The following is a 22,663-nucleotide window of genomic DNA, read 5'->3' on the forward strand; positions in this document are numbered from 1 at the left end:
TGGTCCTAATCGGCGTTTGTGCTAATAGTGTATGGAAGTGGAGTAATTGTTAACTTGGAAACTTGTTCCTTAATGCGAAGTTCAGTCGATGGCTCTACATCGTTGGCTAAAATCGCTTGAATATAGGTTTGTTCATTACTTGCTTGATATGCAGATAATACGTCACCAGCCTTACGCCAGTTGTCGCCTATTTTTTTCTCAATAATGTCACCTGCTGTAACATTACTAGTCTTTCCGATAAGTGAATATAAAGCACGCTTATTTTTGCCTAGATACTGCATTCTGGCGACGGTTTCTTGCCCTAAATAACAACCCTTAGTAAAACTAATACCGTTTATAGCTTGTAGGTTAAGCATTTGCGGAACATATTCAGCAATATTTTGCTCTGAAAGCATAGGGAAGCCTTCAGTGATCTCTAATAATTGCCAAACTTTGTCATGAAATACTGGAAAGTCGAATGTTGCGGAAATGTTCGCTAGGCGTTCGTCGTCAGCAATAATTAAATACCGATTAATTTTACCAGCGATATAAATTAAGGTTGTGCTGTCACTTTCAACAACAGGAGTTAAGGTGTCTGGTACTTGCTCAAACAATTCTGCCATTTTAGCGCTGGCATTATTACCTGCAATTGCTAAGAAGTTAAGGTCTGATGCTTGGCTTATTTCGACCTTTGCAAAAACACCAAATTTTTGTAATTCGCTTAACGACTGTGCAATAGAGCTACTAGGTTGGATCAGTAAATATTCTTTGTTACGTTCAATTAAACGAAAGGCTGAAAATACTTTACCTTTGGCGTTACAATGTGCGCCAGTTAATAACTTTTCTTGAGCTAAATTATTAACGTCACAAGTGACTTGCCCTTGTAGATATTTGGCTTGCTCTTCACCTGATAACGAAATTGCCGATACGCTGTTTAGGCTAATTGCAAAGAGATCAGGTAATTGGTTATAACTTGGTAAGTTATCATTCATGATATTCATCATCCGGCATTGGTGCAGAAAAGGCTACTAAAACAGTAAATGAGGACTATTATTCCAATTACAACCACTTGTCAGTATTTTCTGCTAATTTAAAGTGGTAAATCATAGGTAATTTTATGATCATTGCATGGCTATTTTTAGTATGAATTTGTTAGAATAGTATAAGATTTAATTAATTAGGGTGATGTATGTCATTAACGGATAATAAACCTCGATTGCGCTGGGCTTGTCGACGCGGAATGTTAGAGCTAGATGTGCTATTCATGCCATTTGTTGAAGAAGCATATGATGGGCTTACAATTGAAAATAAAGCAATTTTCGAGCGATTATTAGAGTGTCAAGACCCTGAGTTATTTGCTTGGTTTATGGGACATGAAACTTGTGAAGACGAAGAGCTTAACTCCATGGTGCAATTTATATTACAGCGCATTAAAGTTTAATATTAAGGTATCGCCTTCACCACATAAGGCGATATCAATATTGGTTATTATATTAGGTACTTGCTATCTTTTTTTGCTAGTTACTATAGGCTTTAAGCTATGGTTTACGTTAGTTTTGTTGTTACTAGCTTATATTGTTATTGGTTATCAAGCCCATATTCTTCTCTATTTTCAGCATAGTTCATGCCTTTTAATTGCTAAATACCTACGGCAAAAAAATGATGTCTTTATATTAACTGAAGTTGGTCAGTATCAAGCTGACCAACTTCAGTATCAATTATCAACAGCTTCTCATATTAACTTATGGGGCTATTGGTTTGTTTTTCTAGATAAGAAAGTACCAAGTAGATTTATTTTTAAAGACAGTCTGTCAAAGCAAGATAATGCAAGAGTTGCACGTACTATCATGCGACTACGATTCAATCCAAAGGCAATCAAAAATTAATTGCCAGAAGTTACTATTTATCACTAAGGGGTAAGTATGGTGATTTTTGCTTCATCGAGTGTATGTGGAAAATCTAAAGTGTAGTGCAGGCCACGACTTTCCTTTCTATTAAGCGCTGATTTAATAATAAGTTCGGCAACTTGCACTAAATTACGCAGTTCAAGTAAATTGTTGCTGACTCTGAAATGTCGGTAGTACTCTTCAATTTCACTTTGCAATAACTCCACGCGATGTAGAGCGCGCTCTAAACGTTTTGTTGTACGAACAATGCCAACATAATCCCACATAAACAACCTTAGTTCATGCCAATTATGTTGAATAACAACCTCTTCATCTGAGTCTGTAACCCGGCTTTCATCCCACGCAGGAAGCTTAATAAAAGGTTTATTATGGCTAAGGTTTTTTTCTATATCTAAAGCTGCGGCTCTAGCAAACACTAAGCATTCAAGTAAAGAATTACTGGCCATGCGATTTGCGCCGTGCAACCCTGTATAGGAAACCTCACCTATGGCATATAAATTTTCAGTGTCAGTTTTACCTTGTTTATTTATCATAACGCCACCACAAGTGTAATGAGCGGCAGGCACAACAGGCATAGGTTGCTTGGTAATATCTATACCTAAAGAGCGTGTTTTTTCGTATATGGTTGGGAAATGCTGTTTGATAAAGTCAGCTGATTTATGGCTGATATCTAAATACATACAGTCGGCACCAAGACGTTTCATTTCAAAATCGATGGCGCGAGCAACAATATCACGAGGTGCTAGTTCTGCGCGCTCGTCAAAGCTTGGCATAAAACGACTTCCGTCAGGTCGACGTAAAATAGCACCTTCACCACGCAGTGCTTCTGTTAATAGAAATGTTCCTGCTTCAGGGTGAAATAAACAAGTAGGGTGAAATTGATTAAACTCCATATTGGCAACTCGACAGCCTGCACGCCATGCCATAGCGACACCATCGCCGCTGGCAACATCAGGGTTTGACGTATATTGATATACTTTACTTGCACCGCCAGTGGCTAAAATGGTTTTTCGAGCAAAAATACTTTCTACTTTTTCGCTATTACGATTCCAAACATAAGCGCCAATACATTCTTTTTTATTGTTTTGGCTATTTTCATTACACACTAAATCAATGGCATTGTAGCGCTCAAAAATTCGAATTCGACTGTGATTTTTAACTTGTGAAACTAGGGTTGTTTGAATGGCTTGGCCTGTGGCATCAGCAGCATGAAGGATACGACGATGACTATGCCCGCCTTCTCGCGTTAAATGATAACGAATATCACCATTATCAGCCGGAACATCGCGATCAAAGTCAACACCTTTATCAATAAGCCATTCTAAACAGGCTTTAGCGTTTTCTGCGGTGTATTGCACAGCACCTTCGTTACAAAGCCCTGCACCGGCAATTAATGTATCGTTAACATGAGCAGCAATACTATCATTCTCATCAAATACCGCCGCAACACCACCTTGGGCATAAAATGTTGAGCCGTCGTTAACTTGGCCTTTGCTTAAGATAACCACATCGGCATTTTTAGCTAGGTGAAGTGCTAATGATAGTCCCGCTGCGCCACTGCCGATAATTAAAACGTCGCAATTGTGTTGCTGATTCATATATTCTTGGAATTAAGGTACAATAGTTGATAGCTCAATATTAACTTTTATTGCAGTGACAGAACAGCACAAAACAATTTTTATAAATAAAATTTAATTTTTTTCAATATTTATCGAACTTTTTAGCGCAAGGCTAGTCCTACTTGATGCGTTTGCCATGAGCCAGATGTAGAAAAGTTAAATGGTTAGTAGGAGATATGGCTCAGATGAGCGAACAGAACGTTGACCAAAAGTTGGTTGAGCGGGTACAACGTGGCGATAAAAACGCATTTAACCTGCTGGTAACTAAATACCAACATAAAGTAGCAAATTTGGTTTCGCGCTATGTTAAAAACCATAGCGATGTACCAGACATAGTACAAGAAGCATTTATTAAGGCTTATAGGGCTTTACCGAATTTTCGTGGAGATAGTGCTTTTTATACATGGTTATATCGTATAGCGGTTAATTGTGCGAAGAATCATTTAGTTGCAGGAGGGCGGAAGCCACCGGGTTCCGACATCGAAGTAGAAGATGCGGAAATGTATGATTCGGGTGAAGCACTACGTGAAAATGCTTCACCAGAGAAATTATTACTGACAAATGAAATTAAAAGTGTCGTATTTAAAACTATTGAACAATTGCCGGAAGATTTGCGAACTGCAATCAACCTAAGAGAGTTAGAAGGGTTAAGTTACGAAGAAATTGCAACAGTAATGGATTGTCCTGTTGGGACAGTACGGTCAAGAATATTTAGAGCACGTGATGCTGTAGATAAAAAAATTAGGCCGTTATTGCAACAGTAGTGCAACGCAAGTTATAAACATAGTATTATAAAACAAAATTTTATTTTGTTGCGTAATGAATGAAGTGTTAGTTTTTAAGGTGTCATTATGAGTGAAAATAAGTTTGAGACAGTATCATCAATCGTTGATAATTATCAGCCAAATGATGACGTTATTGAGGATCTACTCAATGATAAGCACTCGTCTGCAACTTGGGATCGTTACCATTTAATGGGCGATGTAATGCGTGGAGAAACTTCTGAAGTTATTGATCTCGATTTATCTTCACAAATCGCTGCTGCAATTGCAGAAGAGCCGACCGTACTAGCACCTCGACCATCGAATGGTTTTACGGAGAAATTTAAAGCTAAAGTTGTGCAACTTGCCAAGCCTTTTGGTCAAATGGCAATCGCGGCATCTGCGGCTGGTTTAATGGTTATGGGGGTTCAGCAAAATACGGCTGATACCGATATTATTTTACCTGAAAGCCAAGTTGTTAAAACAATGCCATTAGGTGGTATTGCTGAGCCGGTCAGTTTAAACTTCCAACAAACTAGCCGTACCAGCGAAAAGCAAGCGTTTGTTGAGCAACAACGTCGCTTTCAGGCATTACTATCTGATCATCAACAGCAAATTAAATTAAGCTCCGTTGATGCAACTAAACAACCTGAACAAGATAAGGCTGAAGAATCGGCTAAATGAAATTAATTCGTAGTCTGCTGTTATTGGTAACCATAAGCACATCAGTAACAGCCAATGAAAATGAACAAGCCGAACCGTGGCTTGAGCGCCTTGCGCAATCGCTTCAAACTCTTAACTTTAGTACCTCATTTGTCGTAGTAAAAAACAATCAAGCTGAGCCTTACCATTGGTTTCATGGTGTTAATGAAGCTGGTGACGAGTTGGAAATCCTCTCATTATTAAATGGTCCCAGACGCGATATTTTACGTAAGAAAAATATTGTCAGTTATATTGAACCTGAATTACCGCCATATTCGGTTATTTCCCAACAAATTGCCGGGCCTATTCCCGCCATTTTGCGAAGTGATGCAACTAAATTATCAAAAACATACGATTTTATATCCGTTGGACGTAGTCGGGTTTTAGGGCGACCAGCACAGTTAATTCGTATCGTTTCTAAAGATGTTCATCGTTATGGACATTGGCTATGGCTAGATCAAAAAACTGGCATGCTACTCAAATTAGCGCTGGCATCTCGAAATGGTCAGCTTTTAGAGCAAATTCAATTTACTCATTTAGACATTACCTCTGATTTAGCGGAAACTTTACAACAGTTACAGCAGTCAACACTACCTAAAGTGATTGAAATTCCAGAAGGTTATCAACAGCAAGAATTACAGTGGCAAGTAAAATGGTTACCTGATGGTTTTATACAACGAAATGCTAATCGCCATCGTATTTCAGCTACAAAAAAGCCAGTGGAATTCATGTTGTTTAATGACGGCATTGTTGATGTGTCTGTGTATGTTAATGCTAGCGAAGATAAGCAACGAGCGACTGATTATGTGATGGACGGGGCGACTGTTGTACTTAACCAAGTCGTCAACGGTTTTGAAGTTAGTGTTGTTGGAAAAATTCCAGCAAAAACAGCGAAAGCTATCGCTGATTCAGTTGTTTTATTGCCTAAAGCCGCGCCATGATAGAGGAAACTGCGACTGTTGTTGCGATAGCAGCAGATAATGTAACCGTGACAAGTGAGCTAAAGTCTGCTTGTAGCGGTTGCCAGCAAGTCGATAACTGTGGTAGTGGTCAAGTGGCTAAAGCCTTTCCACAAAAGCAACTTACGTTAACGGTAAAGTCAAACTTACCGGTAAAACTTGGTGATAAAATTGTTCTTGGACTTAATGAATCTGCGTTACTTTCATCTGCATGGCAAGTCTACCTTTGGCCATTGCTCGGTTTAATTTTCGCTTCATGGATAGGGCAATCGCTGTTAAACCAAGCAATCATAATTCATGAAGTCATTGTTATATTATTAGCATTTATTGGTGGTTTTGTCGGCTTTTTATTGGCAAAAATACAGCAAGACAAACGTGAAAACTGTGCTAATTTGGCTCCAAAAATTTTACGTATTCAACCTCAAAACATCACAATTACAGAAATCACTGACTGAATCGCAACAAAAGATAGCCCCAGCGCGCTAAATTAGCTAAAATCTCGCCATTATTGAATTAACTAAAAGCTTATTTGACTTTCCATTTATGAAACATATTCGAAATTTTTCCATCATTGCCCATATTGATCACGGTAAATCAACGCTTTCAGATCGACTGATACAACATTGTGGTGGCTTACAAGAACGTGAAATGGAAGCCCAAGTACTTGACTCAATGGATATTGAACGTGAGCGCGGAATTACCATTAAAGCGCAAAGTGTGACGTTAGATTATAAAGCTAAAGACGGGGAAGTGTATCAGCTTAACTTCATCGACACGCCTGGACACGTTGATTTCTCGTATGAAGTATCACGTTCGCTCGCCTCATGTGAAGGTGCCTTGTTAGTGGTTGATGCCGGACAAGGTGTTGAAGCACAAACGGTTGCTAACTGTTATACCGCCATTGAAATGGACTTAGAAGTTCGTGCCATTTTAAATAAAATTGATTTACCACAAGCAGATCCTGTTCGCGTAAGCGAAGAAATTGAAGATATTATTGGTATTGATGCCACAGATGCAGTGCAATGTTCTGCGAAAACAGGTATCGGCATCGAAGATGTATTAGAAGATATTGTTGAAAATATTCCAGCACCTGTTGGAGAAAAAGATGCGCCTTTACAAGCTCTAATTATTGATTCTTGGTTTGATAACTACCAAGGAGTTGTTTCACTGGTTCGTATTATGAATGGTGAAGTGAAAAAAGGCGATAAAATGGTGGTGATGTCGACAGGGCAAACCCATATTATCGACAAAGTGGGCATTTTTACTCCGAAACAAACCGATACCGGCGTATTAAAAACTGGTGAAGTTGGTTTTATTATTGCGGGTATAAAAGAAATTCACGGTGCCCCCGTTGGTGATACCATCACAATTTCAAAGAAAGAAGCGGAAAGCGCTTTACCTGGGTTTAAAAAAGTACAGCCACAAGTATACGCAGGTATATTCCCAATTAGCTCTGATGACTATGAAAGCTTTCGTGATGCCTTAAATAAATTAAGCTTAAATGATGCATCTTTGTTCTTTGAGCCAGAAAACTCATCAGCATTAGGCTTTGGCTTTCGCATCGGCTTTTTGGGTATGTTGCATATGGAGATTATTCAAGAACGTCTTGCCCGCGAGTATGATCTTGATCTAATCACCACAGCACCGACAGTAAATTATGAAATTGCTTGCACTAATGGTGAAGTGTTGTCTATTGACAACCCAAGCGACTTGCCAGCAATTAATAACATTGATGAAATTCGCGAACCTATAGTGCAAGCTAATATTCTTGTACCACAAGAACATTTAGGTAATGTGATTACCTTATGTATCGAAAAGCGAGGTGTGCAAAAAGACATTATTTATCATGGTAATCAAGTTGCAGTAACCTATGAGCTACCAATGGCTGAAGTGGTTATGGACTTTTTTGATAAATTAAAATCAACCAGTCGGGGTTATGCGTCACTTGACTACCACTTTGTGCGCTTTCAAGCAGCAGACATGGTACGAGCAGATGTGATGATTAATGGCGATCGCGTTGACGCCTTAGCGATGATCACCCACCGTAGTAACTCTGTAGCCCGTGGTCGTATGTTGGTAGAAAAACTGAAAGAGTTAATTCATCGCCAAATGTTTGATATTGCTATTCAAGCGGCTATTGGTAATAACGTAATTGCTCGCACAACCGTTAAGCAATTACGTAAAAATGTAACGGCAAAATGTTACGGTGGTGATGTTTCACGTAAGAAAAAACTGCTTCAAAAACAAAAAGAGGGTAAAAAACGCATGAAACAAGTAGGTAATGTTGAAGTGCCTCAAGAAGCGTTTTTAGCTGTGCTTAAATTAGATAAATAATTGGCAGTAGAACTAAGGTAATAGTAGGAATAATATGGCAGTTTACTTTTCGATATTTTTAGTCATTGTAACCGTAGTTACTGGTATTGTTTGGTTAGCAGATAAATTTTATTTGGCACCGCAACGTCAGTTAAAGCTAGCGGATGCTCAAGCGCAATGTGAATCGCCAATAAGCGATGAAGTTGCTGCTAAAATGATAGAGCCGTCAGCTCTGGTTGATACGTCGGTACAAATTTTCCCCGTTATTGCCTTTGTTTTAATTTTGCGTTCGTTTATTTATGAGCCCTTTCAAATACCGTCAGGCTCTATGATGCCGACTTTGTTGGATGGTGATTTTATTCTGGTAAACAAATTTAATTACGGTTTGCGTGATCCTGTTGCTCGTAATAAATTTTTTGAGAATGGCTTACCAGAACGTGGTGATGTTGTTGTATTTAAATATCCAATAAACCCACAAATTGATTATATTAAACGCGTTGTTGGGCTACCTGGTGATAGGGTTATTTATCGAGATAAGTCTATTTATATTCAGCCTGCATGTGCTGTATCGCAAGAAAATTGCCCTAAACTTGAAAAAGTTATCACTGAATTTGTCAGTAAAGGTGATTACATTTCAAGTGGCAGAGAGCTTTATCGTTATAGTGCTACTATGGGTGATAAAAAGCATGACTTATTAATTGATAATGGTATTTCTGCCAAAAGGCAAACTGCAGCTTTTTGTGGCAGTGCAGAGCATAACTTATGTCGCCAATCTGGAACTGCTCGCGATGAGTTTGTTGTACCACAAGGACAATATTTTGTTATGGGCGACAACCGAGATAACAGTTTAGATGGTCGTTTTTGGGGCTTTGTACCCGAAGAAAACTTAGTTGGCGAAGCTGTCGCAATATGGATGAGCTTTGATTTTGAACGCACTCCTGATAGCTTTTTACCTAGCTGGATACCAACAGGAATACGCTTCTCTCGTATTGGCGGAATAGAATAGTGGTATTAAATACACCAGCCGCAATTGCACGCCTTTCAAAAAAAATTGGCTATACTTTTAAAGAACCAACGCTGTTAATACAAGCGCTAACTCATCGTAGCGCTAAAGGCGCACATAATGAACGCTTAGAATTTTTAGGTGACTCTATACTAGGTTTTGTTATTGCGGAAACGTTATTTAAAAAGTTTCCAAAACATGCTGAAGGTGACTTAACACGAATGCGCTCAAGCCTAGTGAAAGGAGTAACCTTGGCAGAAGTTGGGCGTGGTTTTGATTTAGGGCAGCACCTTATTTTGGGGCCCGGTGAATTAAAAAGTGGTGGCCATCGCCGAGACTCTATTCTTGAAGATGCTATTGAAGCGATTATTGGTGCGGTTTATTTAGATTCAGACCTACCTACATGTAAAGCGCTTATTTTAAATTGGTTTGAAAAACGTTTAGTTGATATTAAGCCAGGCAATGAACAAAAAGATCCAAAAACACGACTGCAAGAATATTTACAAGGCAGAAAAATTCCTTTGCCTCAGTATGAAGTTATTAATACTACTGGGCAGTCTCACAATCAGCAATTTACAGTGCGATGTACAACCAGCGTATTAGAAAAAGAAGTCATCACTAAAGGCAGCAGTCGTCGTAAGGCTGAGCAATCAGCTGCATTGCAAGTTTTAACATTAATTGAGCAAGCTAAGTAAGCTGCTTGACATCGAAAGTTGATAACAAACACATGACATCAGAACAAAATTATTGTGGCCTTATCGCCATTGTTGGTCGTCCAAATGTAGGTAAATCTACCTTATTGAATAGTTTACTTGGTCAAAAGGTCAGCATTACTTCGCGTAAGCCGCAAACGACTCGTCATCGAATTTTGGGAATTCTAACCGAAGAACATCATCAAGCTATTTTAGTGGATACTCCAGGCTTACACTCAGAAGAAAAACGCGCAATTAACCGTTTAATGAATCGTGCAGCCAGTAGTACGCTAGCAGAAGTTGAAACCATTGTATTTTTAGTTGAAGGCACTCATTGGACTGCAGACGACGAAATGGTTTTGACAAAAATTAAAAATAGTGGCGCGCCATGTGTACTTGCGGTCAATAAAATTGATAATGTTCAAGATAAAGAAAGTTTATTACCACATTTACAAAAGCTAGGTGCTTTACACGATTTTGCTGATATTGTGCCAATTTCTGCCAGTAAAGGTGACAACGTAGATGCTATTAAAGATATCTGCTTAAAGGCATTACCTGAAGGCGATTTTTGGTTTCCTGAAGATTATATTACTGATCGCTCAAGTCGCTTTATGGCATCAGAAATTATTCGTGAAAAGCTTATTCGTTTTACCGGCGATGAGCTACCTTACTCTACAACCGTTGAGATTGAACAGTTTAAAGTCGATGAAAAGGGCATTTTGCATATTAATGCCTTAGTTTTAGTTGAGCGCAATAGCCAAAAGCGTATGGTTATTGGCAACAAAGGTGAAAAACTTAAAGTTATTGGTCAAGAAGCAAGACGCGATATGCAAACGCTATTCGAACGCCAAGTATTTTTAGAAACTTGGGTTAAAGTGAAAACTGGCTGGGCTGATGATGAGCGTGCTTTAAGAAGTTTAGGTTATGGTGATGACTATTCTGGCTAGTGTCATTAAAGTTATTGGGTAAAAAGCCAGTGATAAGTTAGGCGCGAAAATACCATGCAAGAATCGACTCAATTAGCATATGTGTTACATAGCCGTCCTTATCGTGAAAATCAAATACTGATAGATTTGCTTACTGAGAACGATGGCAAAATAGCTGCGATAAGCTATATTGGTCATTCAGGAAAATCATCTCGCAAAGCACTCTTACAGCCTTTCTTACCTATAAATATCAGCTTGAAAGGTCAACATGCCCTAAGAAACCTTGCTAGGGTAGAATCAGCGGGTAAATCAGTATTATTGAAACAAAAGGCACTGTTTAGTGCCTTTTACCTGAATGAGTTACTGGTAAAGTTACTGCCTGAAAATATTCCCTGCGATGAACTTTTCTTGCATTACCAAACCAGCCTAAATACGCTATTAATATCAGATGATATTGAAATAATATTGCGTCGTTTTGAATTAATGTTGTTAGCAGAGCTTGGTGTTTCTTTTGACTTTACGCTTATTTTTGAACACACTGCGCCAGGCTTTTATTATTCACCAGAGGACGGTTTTATACCTGCCTATACAAAACTTAAGCAACCTTGTTATGACCGAACACATTTGCAAGCCATAGCAAATGATGACTTAACGAGTTCGTTAGTCTTAACTACCTTGAAAATGTTAATGCGACAAGTCATTAATCACTTACTTGGTGGAGTACCACTAAATAGTCGAAAGCTTTTTAGTAAAGCTAAAACTTAGTCTCAATTTCGATACAAAATAATAACCTTATGGATAAAGTCAGAGAGTTAATATGAAAGATATTTTATTAGGTGTAAACGTAGATCATATTGCAACATTGCGACAAGCGCGCGGTACCAATTACCCTGATCCTGTATATGCAGCCTCTGTTGCGGAACATGCAGGCGCTGATGGTATTACAGTACACTTACGTGAAGATCGCCGTCACATTCAGGACCGAGATATTCATGTATTAAAACAAACATTGCACACGCGCATGAACTTGGAAATGGCAGTAACCGATGAAATGTTAGATATAGCTTGCGATGTTAAACCTGTTTTTTGCTGCTTAGTGCCGGAAAAGCGCGAAGAATTAACAACCGAAGGCGGGTTAGACGTTGCTGGTCAGCAAGAAAAAATAAATGCCGCCGTTGCGCGATTAACCGCAGCTGGCATTGAAACCAGCTTGTTTATCGATGCGGATAAAAAGCAAATTGACGCGGCTTTGGCAAGTAAGGCAGCGTACATTGAAATTCATACTGGTCATTACGCTGATGCAGAAACACAAGCGGCACAAAATAAAGAGCTTGAACGCCTAATTGATGGCATTCAGTATGCTCATAAAATTGGCTTAAAGGTAAATGCTGGTCATGGCCTTAATTACTTTAATGTTAAGCCCATTGCTGCTATTCCTGAAATTATTGAGCTTAATATTGGTCACGCGATTATTGCTCGCGCAGTAATCGATGGTTTAGACAAAGCGATTCGAGATATGAAACGCTTGATGCTTGAAGCCCGTGGTTTGGCATAATCATACCGGTTATTTTTAGGAGTAAGGTTTGTCTGTTATTGGCATAGGTACTGATATTGTTGATATTCGGCGTATTGCTAATATGGCTGAAAATGCTCAGCTTCGTCTTGCAAAGCGTGTACTAACTGAAAATGAGCTGCAACGATATTTGTCGATTAAGCAGCCCGAACGCTTTCTTGCTAAACGCTGGGCTGGAAAGGAAGCGGCAGCAAAAGCGCTAGGTACAGGTATTGCTGCTGGCGTTTCATTCCAGCATTTTGAAATTATTTCTCAAGCTTCTGGTCAACCAACTCTAGTTATTAGTGATAAAGCATTAACTGTAGCTAAAAATTTAGGGGCCACTTCCTGGCATATTTCACTTTCTGATGAAGTGAAATATGCGACTGCATTTGTTGTATTGTCACTATAGCCTAGCCGCGGACATAGAATAACTTATGTTTTTCAACAAATAGTAAGATTAACTTCCTAGTTATTATTTATGTTCTATACTTAAATGAAGCTTAGTGGAACTACAAATAGTTGTAGCTATTTTAGGAGTTATTATGCAGTCGCAAAAGCAGCCTATTGTTGATAGAAGGCAAGAGCCGCCAGAGCAATCGGTGTGGTGGTCAAAATTATCATTAGCGCAAAAATTTTCAGCGAGTAGTTTAGGAAAATTTGGCTATGAACTGCGTTTTGTTCGCAATGAACAAGGGCAAAGCTTGGCTGTTTTAATGTGTAATACTGGTATTGCTGTTATCACTGAAGATGGAGATATTAATACGTCGCCAAATATTAACATTCGGTAATTGTGACAAAACCCACAATGATTAATCCTTCCTTAATTTTTGAAGTTAACTAGCTATAACTTTTTAATAAACTCAATAGCGTCTTCTAACACTAAATCTATTTGTTCAAAAAATTCAAAAAATTCCGGTTCTAAATCATCTAATGCAATACCACGCTTTAACTCTGTTTCAAGCTCATGGGTGACTTTGCCTAAACTTGGTACACCTGAGTAACAGCAAGCGCCATTAAGTTTGTGAATTAGTATTTTAAGTTGCTCAATGTCCTGCGAAATTAATGCTTCTGAAATGTTGGTTTTGCTTTCAGGTAAACTATTGACTAGCCCAATAAACATATCTTTAGCTAATGATTCTTTTTGCCCTGCGCGTTTTAATGCCAACGGCCAATCGATAATTGTTGGTCGTTTATTTTGAACAACTTCTTGTGTTGGCGCACTGGTTTGTTTTTTGTTATTGGTGAATAAGTTTGCGTCACAGTACTCATAAATAGTGTGATGCAACATAGCGTCATCAATAGGCTTAGTCATAAAGGAATTAAAGCCTTTTTCGATAAGCCGTTCTTTTTCTTCGCCCAAAACGTGCGCTGTTACGGCAATTACTGGGGTTTGTTCATTCAAGGTTTGTTGACGAATGATAGATAGCGCCGAAATACCGTCAAGTACCGGCATTTGTATATCCATAAATATTAGAGCGAACTTTTCGTGTCGGCACAACTCAACAGCTTGGGCGCCATCGGTTGCTGTTGTCACTTCATGAACTTGCTCGAGTAGTAATTCGTTTATTAATTTTAAATTAGCGTCGTTGTCATCAACTGCTAATACTTTAATAGGAACTTTTTGTTCAGGTAAATCAAAGGATTGAGCTAATGCTGGCGTTGAAAGTGGCACTAAAGTTTTGCTTAACCTTTGCAGAGTCACTGGTTTACTAATACAGGTTTTGGCACCACTTGAAATAAGCGCTTCATGCAGGCTAGGAGAGTTGCTGTTGATAGCTAGGTGAACCGACGGAATAACGTCTTGTAATTGAAAAACCAGTGCTTTAAGTTCATTAAGCGCTGCTGGCGTAACATCGTGTCCAATTAAAGCATAATCAAATGTTGAAATTTTATCTTTATTAGCGAGCAGTGTTTCAAATTCACTATGTTGAGTTAAACAGGTAATGTTCATTTGCCAACTAGATAGTATTTCTGTTGTCGCTAACTGGCTTGCAGCATGTGGTTCAAAATATAAGATATTTTTATTTATTAAACTTTCGGGGATTGGTTGTTCGATACTGGGTATCGGGTTTAATTCACATTGAATGGTAAACCAGAACGTAGACCCCTCATTTTCGATACTTTCAAAGCCAATACTACCGCGCATTTCAGACACTAGTCGTTGAGAAATAACTAAACCTAATCCGGTACCACCATAAATGCGAGTGACACTTTTATCTGCTTGACCAAATGCTTCAAAAATGGAATTTTTTTGTTGGCCTGAAATGCCGATGCCGGTATCTTTTACCGTCACTTTCATCTTGTATAAATTTTTAGCGATAACATTGCCATCAATATTGATGTCAACAGAGCCTTTGTCGGTAAATTTTATAGCATTGCTAGCAAGGTTGACCAAAACCTGTTTGATGCGCATGGCATCGCCAATTAATGAGTCTGGCAGTTGCGGGCTGATACGAAGTGAAAGTTCAATATTTTTCATATGGGCACTAGGTGCCAACAATGTTAAGGTTTCCTCAACCGACTCTCGAATTGAAAATGGAATATTTTCGATAACCATTTTACCAGCATCAAGTTTAGAAAAGTCTAAGATGTCATTAATTATAGAAAGCAAATTTCCTGCAGAACGCTCGATAGTTTGCAGGTGATCTCGTTGTGTATCGCTTAATGGCGTTTTTAATACTTGCCGGGTAAAACCTATGACACCATTAAGAGGCGTGCGCAGTTCATGACTCATATTGGCTAAAAATTCTGATTTAACCTTGTTAGCATCTTGAGCTTTACGCTTGGCTATATCCAATTCAACATTTTGAATTTCAAATTGTTCTAAACTTTCCCGTAAATCTAAGGTAGCTTGATCTACACTGCGCTGCATTTCATCTTGGTAGTCGCCTAATGATTGTGCCATGGCATTGACGCCATTTTTCAAAAAGTTTAATTCCCCAATAAGCTGACCGCTGATCCGACTTTCTATTTTTCCTTCTCGAATACGGTCAACAGCTAATACCATAGAGGCTATTGGCCGAGTTACACTATTCAATAACTTGATTGAAAAAACAGCGCTGATGATAATACCAATCAGCAAAATAAAAAATGTCGTAATTAATAAACGCTGTTGCTCATACTTAATTGTACTTTTATCAATTTGAATGGCGATATAGCCAATTACATCACTGGTGTTTTGTAATGTGGAATCTTCGTTGCGGGTGAATTCATCGATAATGGGCGAACGGTAAACAAGAAAATCACCATGATCATCATACTGAGTGCGAGTTGGTAAGCTTTGTCCCGCTTTAATCCGCATAATATGCGTGTCGCCATGATAGACACTAGTGACAAATACTTGGTTGTCTTTTGTAAAAATAGCAATGCTTTTGACAATGTCAGATTGGCTGCGATGGCTAAAGCCGATAAGTGTTCTTAAATTATCTCTATTTTTTGTTAACAGGGGAACAGCCGTACTTATTGCTAGCGGGTCTATAATGCTAGTTGCTCGTTGGTAGATAAATTGGTCGAGCTCGTGATAGCGACTATACGATAAGTAACCTGCAACAATTATACTAATAATGGCAGTCGGCACGATCGTAAGTAAAATCCCCCAATCTTTCAGGCTTATTTTATGCATTTTTTGCCAATTTATAGTGTAAAATAAAAGGGTTAATAATCGTATAATGGCACAGTTCAGGCCAATACCAAATAGAAAATAATATACTTTAACAGCAAATATTTAAAATTTGTTGTTTGTTGATGGTAAAGATAAATCACTATGGCAAACTTTTACAAAGTAAGTTCGAAGAAATCAGCTACACAGCAGCATGCTACAGTAACCGTAAACCGCCTTGACCAGCAAGGTTGCGGCGTTGCTATGTTAGGTAAAAAACCGCTATTTATTGATGGCGTTTTGCCAGGTGAAGTGGCCGAAGTGAAAATTTATCAGCAAAATAGTAAATTTGCCAAGGCAAAGCTGATTAAACTTGTGAAAACGAGTGTTGAGCGTGCAGAAGTTAAGTGTCGGCATTACCATCAATGTGGTGGTTGTAATTTACAACACTTACATTACGAACCACAATTAACTTTCAAGCAAGAGAGAGTATCGCAACTGTTTTCACGACAAGGCATACAACAAGGATTACCTTGGCAAGCGGCAATTACGAGTAACGAATGGCATTACCGTCGAAAAGCTAGAATAGGTGTGCAATATAATAAGCGAGGCGAGCCTATTATTGGTTTTCGCCAACGAGAAAGTAACAATTTAACGGCGATAAAAAATTGTCCGGTTTTAACTGATGAGTTTTCAGATGTTTTCATGCAATTACGTGAGATACTAGCTAAGTTATCAGGTAATAACGCAGTTGGTCATATTGAAGTGATTGCTGCAAATCAGAAAGTAATAGTCGTGCGACAATTAACTAAAATGACGGCCTCTGATAAACAAGAATGGCAAACATTCTCAGAAAACAACCAATGGCAAGTTTATATTGACGATGGTAAACAACAGCTATCTTTATTGAGTGCCGCGCCTTTGTTTTACTCATTGAATAATGATGTAAACATTACTTTTTCTACTGCTGATTTTATTCAGGTTAATCACGATGTTAACCAAAAAATGGTACATCAAGCATTAACTTGGCTTAATTTGCAGTCAGAAGATATTGTTTTGGATTTGTTCTGTGGATTAGGCAATTTTAGTTTACCTATAGCACAGCACGTTAAGTCAGTTGTTGGCGTTGAAGGTGTGCAAACTATGGTTGAACGAGCAAGTGATAATGCTAAAAGCAATGGCTTAAGTAACTGTCAATTTTACCAGGCAGATTTAAATAGTGATTGGCAAAATCAGCCATGGGCTAATAAGTCTTTTAGCAAAGTGTTACTTGACCCTGCAAGGGCTGGCGCTTATCAAGCCCTTGAACAATTGGCAAAGCTAAAAGTAAAAAGTTTATTGTATGTTAGTTGCGATCCTTCATCTCTTGCCCGAGATGCAAAACTGTTAATTTCGCAAGGCTATAAAATTGAAAAAATTGCCATTATAGATATGTTTTCACAAACAAAGCATGTTGAAACTATGGTAATGTTTACGCTATAGACTGCTATTAATCGCTAAATAAAAAATTAATACCGTAGTTGTATTAGAACAAAGGTAGGGAAGTCGATGGTTTCAGTGCGTAAATCGCATCATATGTCAGCTGCAAGCTTTGAGCAGTGGCTTGATACATTAGATATCAATACAGCGAAAAAAAATGCTTTGGAAACACTATGGCAACAGGTGCATAGTTTTTTTGGTGATAACAGTGAATGCCAAACAAAGTCGTTGGAAATGGTAGAGATCCTTTCAGGATTGAATCTTGATATTGACTCTTTATGTGCGGCTTTTATTTGTCCTCTTTATGAATACAATTATTTGACCTTAGACTATATTGAAGAGCACTTTTCTCGACAAGTTTTTTTATTGTGTAAGGGCGTGAGCCAAATGGAGGCAATTAAAGCCTTACAGCATTCTCAGTCAAACCAAGTAAGTGCAAATCAGATTGATAATGTTCGCCGTATGCTGCTGGCAATGGTTGAAGATGTGCGCGCTGTGGTGATCAAACTCGCCGAACGTTTGTGCCATTTACGTTTAGTTAAAAATAGCGATGAAGAAACACGAGTTTTGGCGGCAAAAGAAACCACTAATATTTATGCGCCACTGGCCAATAGACTGGGTATTGGACAGCTTAAGTGGGAACTTGAAGATGTTTCTTTTCGTTACCTTCATCCGAAAGTTTATAAAAATATCGCCAAACAATTAGATGAAAAGCGCTTAGATAGAGAGCGTTATATGCTCGACTTTGTTGATAATATCTCTAAACAACTGAGTAGTGCAGGCATCAAAGGACATGTCTATGGACGTCCAAAGCACATTTATAGCATTTGGAAGAAAATGCAGCAAAAGTCACTCGACTTTGAGCAACTCTTTGATGTACGCGCTGTGCGAATTATTGTTGAAGAATTACAAGGTTGTTACGGCGCCTTAGGTTTGGTTCATACCAGTTGGAAGCATTTACCTAAAGAGTTTGATGATTATGTTGCAACGCCGAAGAGTAATGGTTATCAGTCGATTCATACTGTCGTTGTTGGCCCTGAAGGGAAAGCAATAGAAGTACAAATAAGAACTCAGCAAATGCATGATGACGCCGAGCTAGGTGTTGCAGCTCATTGGCGTTATAAAGAAGGAAGTGCTAGCGGAAAAACCAGTGGTTTTGATGAAAAAATTAGCTGGCTGAGAAAAATTTTGCAGTGGCAAGAAGATGTTTCGGAAAGTGGTGAATTAATTGATGAACTGCGCAGCCAGGTATTTGAAGACAGAATTTATGTGTTTACACCAAGCGGGGATGTTATTGACTTGCCTAGCGGTGCGACACCATTAGACTTTGCTTACTATATTCATTCCAATGTCGGTCACAGTTGTATTGGTGCCAAAGTTTTTGGTCGTATAGTCCCGTTTACTCATAAACTACAAACCGGTGATCAGGTAGAAGTACTGCGCAGTAAAACACCAAATCCGAGTAGAGATTGGCTTAATCCGAGTTTAAATTACATCCATACGCCAAGAGCAAGAGCGAAAGTTCAGCACTTTTTCCGTTTACTCGACCGAGATAAAAATATTCTTGCCGGCAAAGAGTTACTTGAAACTGGTCTTAATAAAGTGCAGCTTTCATTGGCCAAAGTAGATTTAAACGTAGCAACAGAAAAGTTTAACTTAACTACAAACGATGATTTATTAGCTGCAGTTGGCTCTGGCAATGTCAGGCTATTGCAAGTGGTTAATTTTTTGCAGCAACTTGATGTTAAGTCAAAGCCAGAAGCAGAGATTGACCCGCAAAGTTTAGTACGTCAGCCTCAGCAAAATGCTACCTTGGCAGCTGATAGCAATGGTATAACGGTTTCAGGAGTTGGTAATTTACTTACTCATATGGCTAAATGCTGCCAACCTGTACCGGGGGATGAAATATCGGGCTTTATCACTCAAGGCAGGGGCATATCTGTACATCGCTTAGATTGTGAGCAACTTGCCAATGCCCTTAGCCAACAGCCCGAACGCGAAGTTGATGTGCAATGGGGGATTGATAATAAACAAAATTATCAGGTTGATATTAAAATTGTTGGTAGCGATCGCCAAGGATTGCTCCGCGATATCTCTACAATTATTTCCAATGAACGCGTTAGCATTGTCGGTATAGAAAGCAATACAGATCATGCAAAACAAAGTATGAGCATGACGATAAAAGTTGAAATTAGTAACAATGAAGCTTTGGCTCGCCTTATGGCTAAGTTGAATCAGCTTGATGATGTAATTGAAGTGAAAAGATTGTAAGTAAATGACTAGTAAAGATGAATTGATGCTAACAGCTAAGCCTTCAATGGCAAAGCTTCGTTGGATCATGCAGCAATTGCGTGACCCTGTAACGGGTTGTCCATGGGATATAAAGCAAACTTTTGCCTCTATTATTCCTCATACCATTGAGGAAGCCTATGAAGTTGCCGATGCCATTGAACGAGAAGACTTTTCTGAGCTTGAAAAAGAGCTAGGAGACTTGCTGTTTCAAGTGGTTTTTTATAGTCAACTTGGCGTTGAAGAAAAGCGATTTGATTTCGATAGTGTTGTTGCCGGCGTTTGTGAAAAGCTAATTCGTCGGCATCCTCATGTTTTTTCCAACAATGAATTTAGTTCAGAGCTAGAAATTAAAGCGAATTGGGAAAATGAGAAAGCGAAAGAACGTCAGCATAAAAATAACGACCGCCCATTGAGTGTATTAGCCGATATACCGAAAAATCTTCCAGCATTATCACAAGCGGCAAAAATTCAGAAACGGTGCGCCCATGTTGGCTTTGATTGGCATAATATTGATGATGTATTTTCAAAAGTAGAAGAAGAAGTACAAGAAGTTAAAGCTGAGTTACATGTTAATGAACAAGCATTAGGTGAAGAACTAGGTGATTTAATGTTTGCAGTAGTTAATTTATGTCGACATGCTAAACAAGACCCGGAAGTGCTTTTGCGCCAAGCGAATAGTAAGTTTACTAAGCGTTTTCAGGCTGTGGAAGCACAAATTAGTAGCTCGAAAAAAAGTATTGAAGAGCATACTCTAGATGAACTAGAGGCCTATTGGCAACAAGTTAAAAGAAGTGAAAAAACACAATAAATTGATTTGATTTTAGCTTCGCGCCTAGTGCGAGAAATTAACAAAAAGAGGTAGAAATGTCTGTATTACAGAGCTTAGTAGACTGCTCCCTATCATTAGAAAATAAAATCGCAACTTTAACTTTTAATCGTCACGATGTGCGCAACGCATTAACAAGTACCGCAATTGCTGATGATATTGTAAAAACGGTTGATTGGGTTAATTGCACACCTGATATTGCTGTTTTGATTATCACAGGTGCTGGCTCTGCATTTTCTTCAGGTGGCAATATAAAAGATATGGCTGAGCGCTCAGGCGATTTTGCTGGCGATGTACAAGAATTAGAGCGACGCTACCGTGAAGGTATACAGCGTATTCCGCTAGCCTTGCACAAATTAGAAGTACCTGTTATTGCCGCTGTCAATGGCCCTGCAATTGGTGCCGGCTTTGATATTGCCAATATGTGTGATATTCGTATAGCGTCAACTAAAGCGAAATTTGGTGAAACTTTTGTTAATTTAGGGATTATTCCAGGTGATGGTGGTGCGTGGTTTATGCAGCGCTTAATTGGCTATCAAAAAGCAGCTGAGTTAACCTTTACTGGTCGTGTAATTGGTGCACAAGAGGCACAGGAAATTGGTGTTGTGCTGGATGTTGTTGCGCCAGAAGATTTAGCTAGTAGAGTGAATGACCTCGCGAGTGAAATAGCAGCCAAACCTGTGGCATCTTTGCGGTTAACAAAACGTTTGATGAAGTTGGCCCAGAGAACTGAACTCCCCGACTTTTTAGATATTTGCGCGGTATTTCAAGGTATGTGCCATAACAATCCTGAGCACTTGACGGCAGTTAATCAAATGTTGGAAAAGTTAGCGAAATAACTTTAAGCAAAGTTAAATTGTTATTGGTATCAAGCTTGATACCAATAACGGATTGTCTATCAATTACCTGCAAGTAAAAGTTAGCAGTTAATTACCTAAAATATTTTTTAACTCTTGTATAAAGTTATCAATATCTGTTTGGCTAATATCAAGATGAGTTACCAAGCGTACTGGCTTTCCAGCCGTCATTAAAATTCCTTTGGCTTTTAGTTGCTCAGCAATACTATTGACATTGCAATGCTTTGAAAATTTTGCAAACACCATATTAGTTTCAACATGCGCTTCATTTACTTCTACTTGCGCAAGTGTGTTTAATTGCTGGGCAAGGTATTTTGCATTGATATGATCTGCTAGTAGCTTCTTTGGGTTTTGTTCAAGTGCTATTCTGGCTGCAGCTGCGATTACGCCAGCTTGTCTCATACCGACACCAACAACTTTACGCCACCTTTTTGCATCTTTAATTAATGATTCTGACCCTAGTAGTATAGAGCCTATAGGGGCACCTAAGCCCTTAGATAAACATATAGACATTGAGTCTACATATTGACAGATTTTACTTATATCAACATTGAGCGCAACAGCTGCGTTATATACTCTGGCACCATCTAAATGTAATTTTAAATTATGCTTTTGAGTAAATTCTCGGGCTTGTGCCATGTAGGTTATTGGTAGTACTTTGCCATTAATAGTATTTTCGATACTTAGTAAGGTTGTGCGTGCAAAGTGGCTGTCGTCGGGCTTAATTGCACTAGCGAGCTTTTTAAAACATAAACTACCATCTTTTTCATTTTCGATAGGTTGAGGTTGAATTGAACCTAGTATGGCGGCACCACCGCCTTCAAATTTGTAGTTATGCGCTTGTTGTCCACATAAGTATTCGTCGCCACGTTGGCAGTGCGCCATTAAAGCAAGTAAATTTGCTTGGGTACCGAACTACAAAACATAGCATGAGAAAAACCGTGTCGTTTTGCTGCCCAAGTTTCTAAGGCATTCACGGTTGGGTCGTCACCATAAACATCATCACCAACCTCGGCTGTGGCCATGGCGTCACGCATCTTTTGGCATGGACGAGTAACGGTATCAGAGCGAAAATCAATCATGTGCATTTACCTACTAACAAAATATGAATTGAAAGGAAAAAAAAGGCATCAATATTGCGGGCTACTGAATGAACTTGGAGTTACTAGATTGTTATTTGGTAACTCCAGTTCTA

21 protein-coding genes and 1 pseudogene are annotated in these 22,663 nt (G+C 38.8%); 18 read left to right on the plus strand and 4 right to left on the minus strand.

Annotated features, from left to right (window positions below):
- Positions 1 to 5 precede the first annotated feature (5 nt).
- Positions 6 to 971: a tRNA-modifying protein YgfZ gene (ygfZ, locus tag AC27HL_RS07740; protein WP_487080371.1), complete on the minus strand. Its 966-nt coding sequence runs from the start codon at positions 969 to 971 to the stop codon at positions 6 to 8.
- 197 nt (positions 972 to 1,168) lie between these two features.
- Here ygfZ and AC27HL_RS07745 point away from each other — a divergent pair, with 197 nt between their 5' ends.
- Together AC27HL_RS07745 and AC27HL_RS07750 are read left to right on the plus strand one after the other, a co-directional pair.
- Positions 1,169 to 1,420 carry an FAD assembly factor SdhE gene (locus AC27HL_RS07745; RefSeq protein ID WP_487080373.1) on the plus strand — a complete coding sequence of 84 codons (252 nt, stop codon included), beginning with the start codon at positions 1,169 to 1,171 and terminating at the stop codon, positions 1,418 to 1,420.
- Between the two features lie 40 nt (positions 1,421 to 1,460).
- Positions 1,461 to 1,865, plus strand: a complete 405-nt coding sequence (locus AC27HL_RS07750; protein ID WP_487080375.1) for a hypothetical protein — start codon at positions 1,461 to 1,463, stop codon at positions 1,863 to 1,865.
- Between the two features lie 23 nt (positions 1,866 to 1,888).
- On the opposite strand, the gene nadB is transcribed toward AC27HL_RS07750, so the two are convergent.
- Positions 1,889 to 3,484: an L-aspartate oxidase gene (gene nadB, locus AC27HL_RS07755; RefSeq protein ID WP_487080377.1), complete on the minus strand. Its 1,596-nt coding sequence runs from the start codon at positions 3,482 to 3,484 to the stop codon at positions 1,889 to 1,891.
- 206 nt (positions 3,485 to 3,690) lie between these two features.
- Between nadB and rpoE the strand changes: the two genes are divergently transcribed.
- The 12 genes from rpoE to AC27HL_RS07815 all read left to right on the plus strand — a co-directional run bounded on the left by rpoE (position 3,691) and on the right by AC27HL_RS07815 (position 13,204).
- The gene (gene rpoE, locus AC27HL_RS07760; RefSeq protein ID WP_487080378.1) at positions 3,691 to 4,269 is read left to right on the plus strand and encodes an RNA polymerase sigma factor RpoE; all 579 of its coding nucleotides are present in this window, start codon (positions 3,691 to 3,693) and stop codon (positions 4,267 to 4,269) included.
- An 87-nt stretch (positions 4,270 to 4,356) separates the two neighbouring features.
- Entirely contained in the window at positions 4,357 to 4,950 is a 594-nt protein-coding gene (locus tag AC27HL_RS07765; RefSeq protein ID WP_487080379.1) for a sigma-E factor negative regulatory protein, read from the plus strand.
- On the plus strand, positions 4,947 to 5,909 hold the full coding sequence (locus AC27HL_RS07770) for a MucB/RseB C-terminal domain-containing protein (protein ID WP_487080380.1): 963 nt from the start codon (positions 4,947 to 4,949) through the stop codon (positions 5,907 to 5,909). Before AC27HL_RS07765 ends, AC27HL_RS07770 begins: the two co-directional genes overlap by 4 nt.
- Entirely contained in the window at positions 5,906 to 6,382 is a 477-nt protein-coding gene (locus AC27HL_RS07775) for a SoxR reducing system RseC family protein (protein ID WP_487080382.1), read from the plus strand. Before AC27HL_RS07770 ends, AC27HL_RS07775 begins: the two co-directional genes overlap by 4 nt.
- A gap of 88 nt (positions 6,383 to 6,470) precedes the next feature.
- The gene (lepA, locus tag AC27HL_RS07780) at positions 6,471 to 8,261 is read left to right on the plus strand and encodes a translation elongation factor 4 (RefSeq protein ID WP_487080384.1); all 1,791 of its coding nucleotides are present in this window, start codon (positions 6,471 to 6,473) and stop codon (positions 8,259 to 8,261) included.
- Positions 8,262 to 8,295: 34 nt separating this feature from the next.
- Positions 8,296 to 9,246: a signal peptidase I gene (gene lepB, locus AC27HL_RS07785; protein ID WP_487080386.1), complete on the plus strand. Its 951-nt coding sequence runs from the start codon at positions 8,296 to 8,298 to the stop codon at positions 9,244 to 9,246.
- A complete protein-coding gene (gene rnc / locus AC27HL_RS07790; protein ID WP_487080388.1) occupies positions 9,246 to 9,938 on the plus strand; it encodes a ribonuclease III in 693 nt (230 codons plus the stop codon). Before lepB ends, rnc begins: the two co-directional genes overlap by 1 nt.
- A 32-nt stretch (positions 9,939 to 9,970) precedes the next feature.
- The gene (gene era / locus AC27HL_RS07795) at positions 9,971 to 10,882 is read left to right on the plus strand and encodes a GTPase Era (protein WP_487080752.1); all 912 of its coding nucleotides are present in this window, start codon (positions 9,971 to 9,973) and stop codon (positions 10,880 to 10,882) included.
- 54 nt (positions 10,883 to 10,936) lie between these two features.
- Positions 10,937 to 11,626, plus strand: a complete 690-nt coding sequence (gene recO, locus AC27HL_RS07800; RefSeq protein ID WP_487080390.1) for a DNA repair protein RecO — start codon at positions 10,937 to 10,939, stop codon at positions 11,624 to 11,626.
- A 52-nt stretch (positions 11,627 to 11,678) separates the two neighbouring features.
- Positions 11,679 to 12,416 carry a pyridoxine 5'-phosphate synthase gene (pdxJ, locus tag AC27HL_RS07805; RefSeq protein ID WP_487080391.1) on the plus strand — a complete coding sequence of 246 codons (738 nt, stop codon included), beginning with the start codon at positions 11,679 to 11,681 and terminating at the stop codon, positions 12,414 to 12,416.
- A 28-nt stretch (positions 12,417 to 12,444) separates the two neighbouring features.
- Positions 12,445 to 12,825 carry a holo-ACP synthase gene (gene acpS, locus AC27HL_RS07810; RefSeq protein ID WP_487080392.1) on the plus strand — a complete coding sequence of 127 codons (381 nt, stop codon included), beginning with the start codon at positions 12,445 to 12,447 and terminating at the stop codon, positions 12,823 to 12,825.
- Between the two features lie 133 nt (positions 12,826 to 12,958).
- On the plus strand, positions 12,959 to 13,204 hold the full coding sequence (locus AC27HL_RS07815) for a hypothetical protein (protein ID WP_487080394.1): 246 nt from the start codon (positions 12,959 to 12,961) through the stop codon (positions 13,202 to 13,204).
- 53 nt (positions 13,205 to 13,257) lie between these two features.
- Here AC27HL_RS07815 and barA read toward each other — a convergent pair whose 3' ends face one another.
- Entirely contained in the window at positions 13,258 to 16,038 is a 2,781-nt protein-coding gene (gene barA, locus AC27HL_RS07820) for a two-component sensor histidine kinase BarA (RefSeq protein ID WP_487080396.1), read from the minus strand.
- A gap of 141 nt (positions 16,039 to 16,179) precedes the next feature.
- On the opposite strand from barA, the gene rlmD reads away from it, so the two are divergent.
- The 4 genes from rlmD (at position 16,180) to AC27HL_RS07840 (ending at position 21,450) form a co-directional block, all read left to right on the plus strand.
- On the plus strand, positions 16,180 to 17,496 hold the full coding sequence (gene rlmD / locus AC27HL_RS07825) for a 23S rRNA (uracil(1939)-C(5))-methyltransferase RlmD (RefSeq protein ID WP_487080398.1): 1,317 nt from the start codon (positions 16,180 to 16,182) through the stop codon (positions 17,494 to 17,496).
- A gap of 66 nt (positions 17,497 to 17,562) precedes the next feature.
- Positions 17,563 to 19,764, plus strand: a complete 2,202-nt coding sequence (gene relA / locus AC27HL_RS07830; protein ID WP_487080400.1) for a GTP diphosphokinase — start codon at positions 17,563 to 17,565, stop codon at positions 19,762 to 19,764.
- Positions 19,765 to 19,768: 4 nt separating this feature from the next.
- The gene (gene mazG / locus AC27HL_RS07835) at positions 19,769 to 20,593 is read left to right on the plus strand and encodes a nucleoside triphosphate pyrophosphohydrolase (protein ID WP_487080402.1); all 825 of its coding nucleotides are present in this window, start codon (positions 19,769 to 19,771) and stop codon (positions 20,591 to 20,593) included.
- Positions 20,594 to 20,649: 56 nt separating this feature from the next.
- A complete protein-coding gene (locus AC27HL_RS07840) occupies positions 20,650 to 21,450 on the plus strand; it encodes an enoyl-CoA hydratase-related protein (RefSeq protein ID WP_487080404.1) in 801 nt (266 codons plus the stop codon).
- 87 nt (positions 21,451 to 21,537) lie between these two features.
- Here AC27HL_RS07840 and ltaE read toward each other — a convergent pair.
- Positions 21,538 to 22,550: pseudogene (gene ltaE, locus AC27HL_RS07845) on the minus strand (low-specificity L-threonine aldolase).
- Between the last annotated feature and the right edge of the window lie 113 nt (positions 22,551 to 22,663).

This window comes from Colwellia aquaemaris, assembly GCF_057548755.1.

Excerpts from the sequence above, each read along its gene's own strand:
- ygfZ (WP_487080371.1), bottom strand. The coding sequence starts at position 971 with ATGAATGATAACTTACCAAGTTATAACCAATTACCTGATCTCTTTGCA.
- AC27HL_RS07745 (WP_487080373.1), top strand. The coding sequence starts at position 1,169 with ATGTCATTAACGGATAATAAACCTCGATTGCGCTGGGCTTGTCGACGC.
- nadB (WP_487080377.1), bottom strand. The coding sequence starts at position 3,484 with ATGAATCAGCAACACAATTGCGACGTTTTAATTATCGGCAGTGGCGCA.
- rpoE (WP_487080378.1), top strand. The coding sequence starts at position 3,691 with ATGAGCGAACAGAACGTTGACCAAAAGTTGGTTGAGCGGGTACAACGT.
- AC27HL_RS07765 (WP_487080379.1), top strand. The coding sequence starts at position 4,357 with ATGAGTGAAAATAAGTTTGAGACAGTATCATCAATCGTTGATAATTAT.
- AC27HL_RS07770 (WP_487080380.1), top strand. The coding sequence starts at position 4,947 with ATGAAATTAATTCGTAGTCTGCTGTTATTGGTAACCATAAGCACATCA.
- AC27HL_RS07775 (WP_487080382.1), top strand. The coding sequence starts at position 5,906 with ATGATAGAGGAAACTGCGACTGTTGTTGCGATAGCAGCAGATAATGTA.
- lepA (WP_487080384.1), top strand. The coding sequence starts at position 6,471 with ATGAAACATATTCGAAATTTTTCCATCATTGCCCATATTGATCACGGT.
- lepB (WP_487080386.1), top strand. The coding sequence starts at position 8,296 with ATGGCAGTTTACTTTTCGATATTTTTAGTCATTGTAACCGTAGTTACT.
- era (WP_487080752.1), top strand. The coding sequence starts at position 9,971 with ATGACATCAGAACAAAATTATTGTGGCCTTATCGCCATTGTTGGTCGT.
- recO (WP_487080390.1), top strand. The coding sequence starts at position 10,937 with ATGCAAGAATCGACTCAATTAGCATATGTGTTACATAGCCGTCCTTAT.
- pdxJ (WP_487080391.1), top strand. The coding sequence starts at position 11,679 with ATGAAAGATATTTTATTAGGTGTAAACGTAGATCATATTGCAACATTG.
- AC27HL_RS07815 (WP_487080394.1), top strand. The coding sequence starts at position 12,959 with ATGCAGTCGCAAAAGCAGCCTATTGTTGATAGAAGGCAAGAGCCGCCA.
- barA (WP_487080396.1), bottom strand. The coding sequence starts at position 16,038 with ATGCATAAAATAAGCCTGAAAGATTGGGGGATTTTACTTACGATCGTG.
- rlmD (WP_487080398.1), top strand. The coding sequence starts at position 16,180 with ATGGCAAACTTTTACAAAGTAAGTTCGAAGAAATCAGCTACACAGCAG.
- relA (WP_487080400.1), top strand. The coding sequence starts at position 17,563 with ATGGTTTCAGTGCGTAAATCGCATCATATGTCAGCTGCAAGCTTTGAG.
- mazG (WP_487080402.1), top strand. The coding sequence starts at position 19,769 with ATGACTAGTAAAGATGAATTGATGCTAACAGCTAAGCCTTCAATGGCA.
- AC27HL_RS07840 (WP_487080404.1), top strand. The coding sequence starts at position 20,650 with ATGTCTGTATTACAGAGCTTAGTAGACTGCTCCCTATCATTAGAAAAT.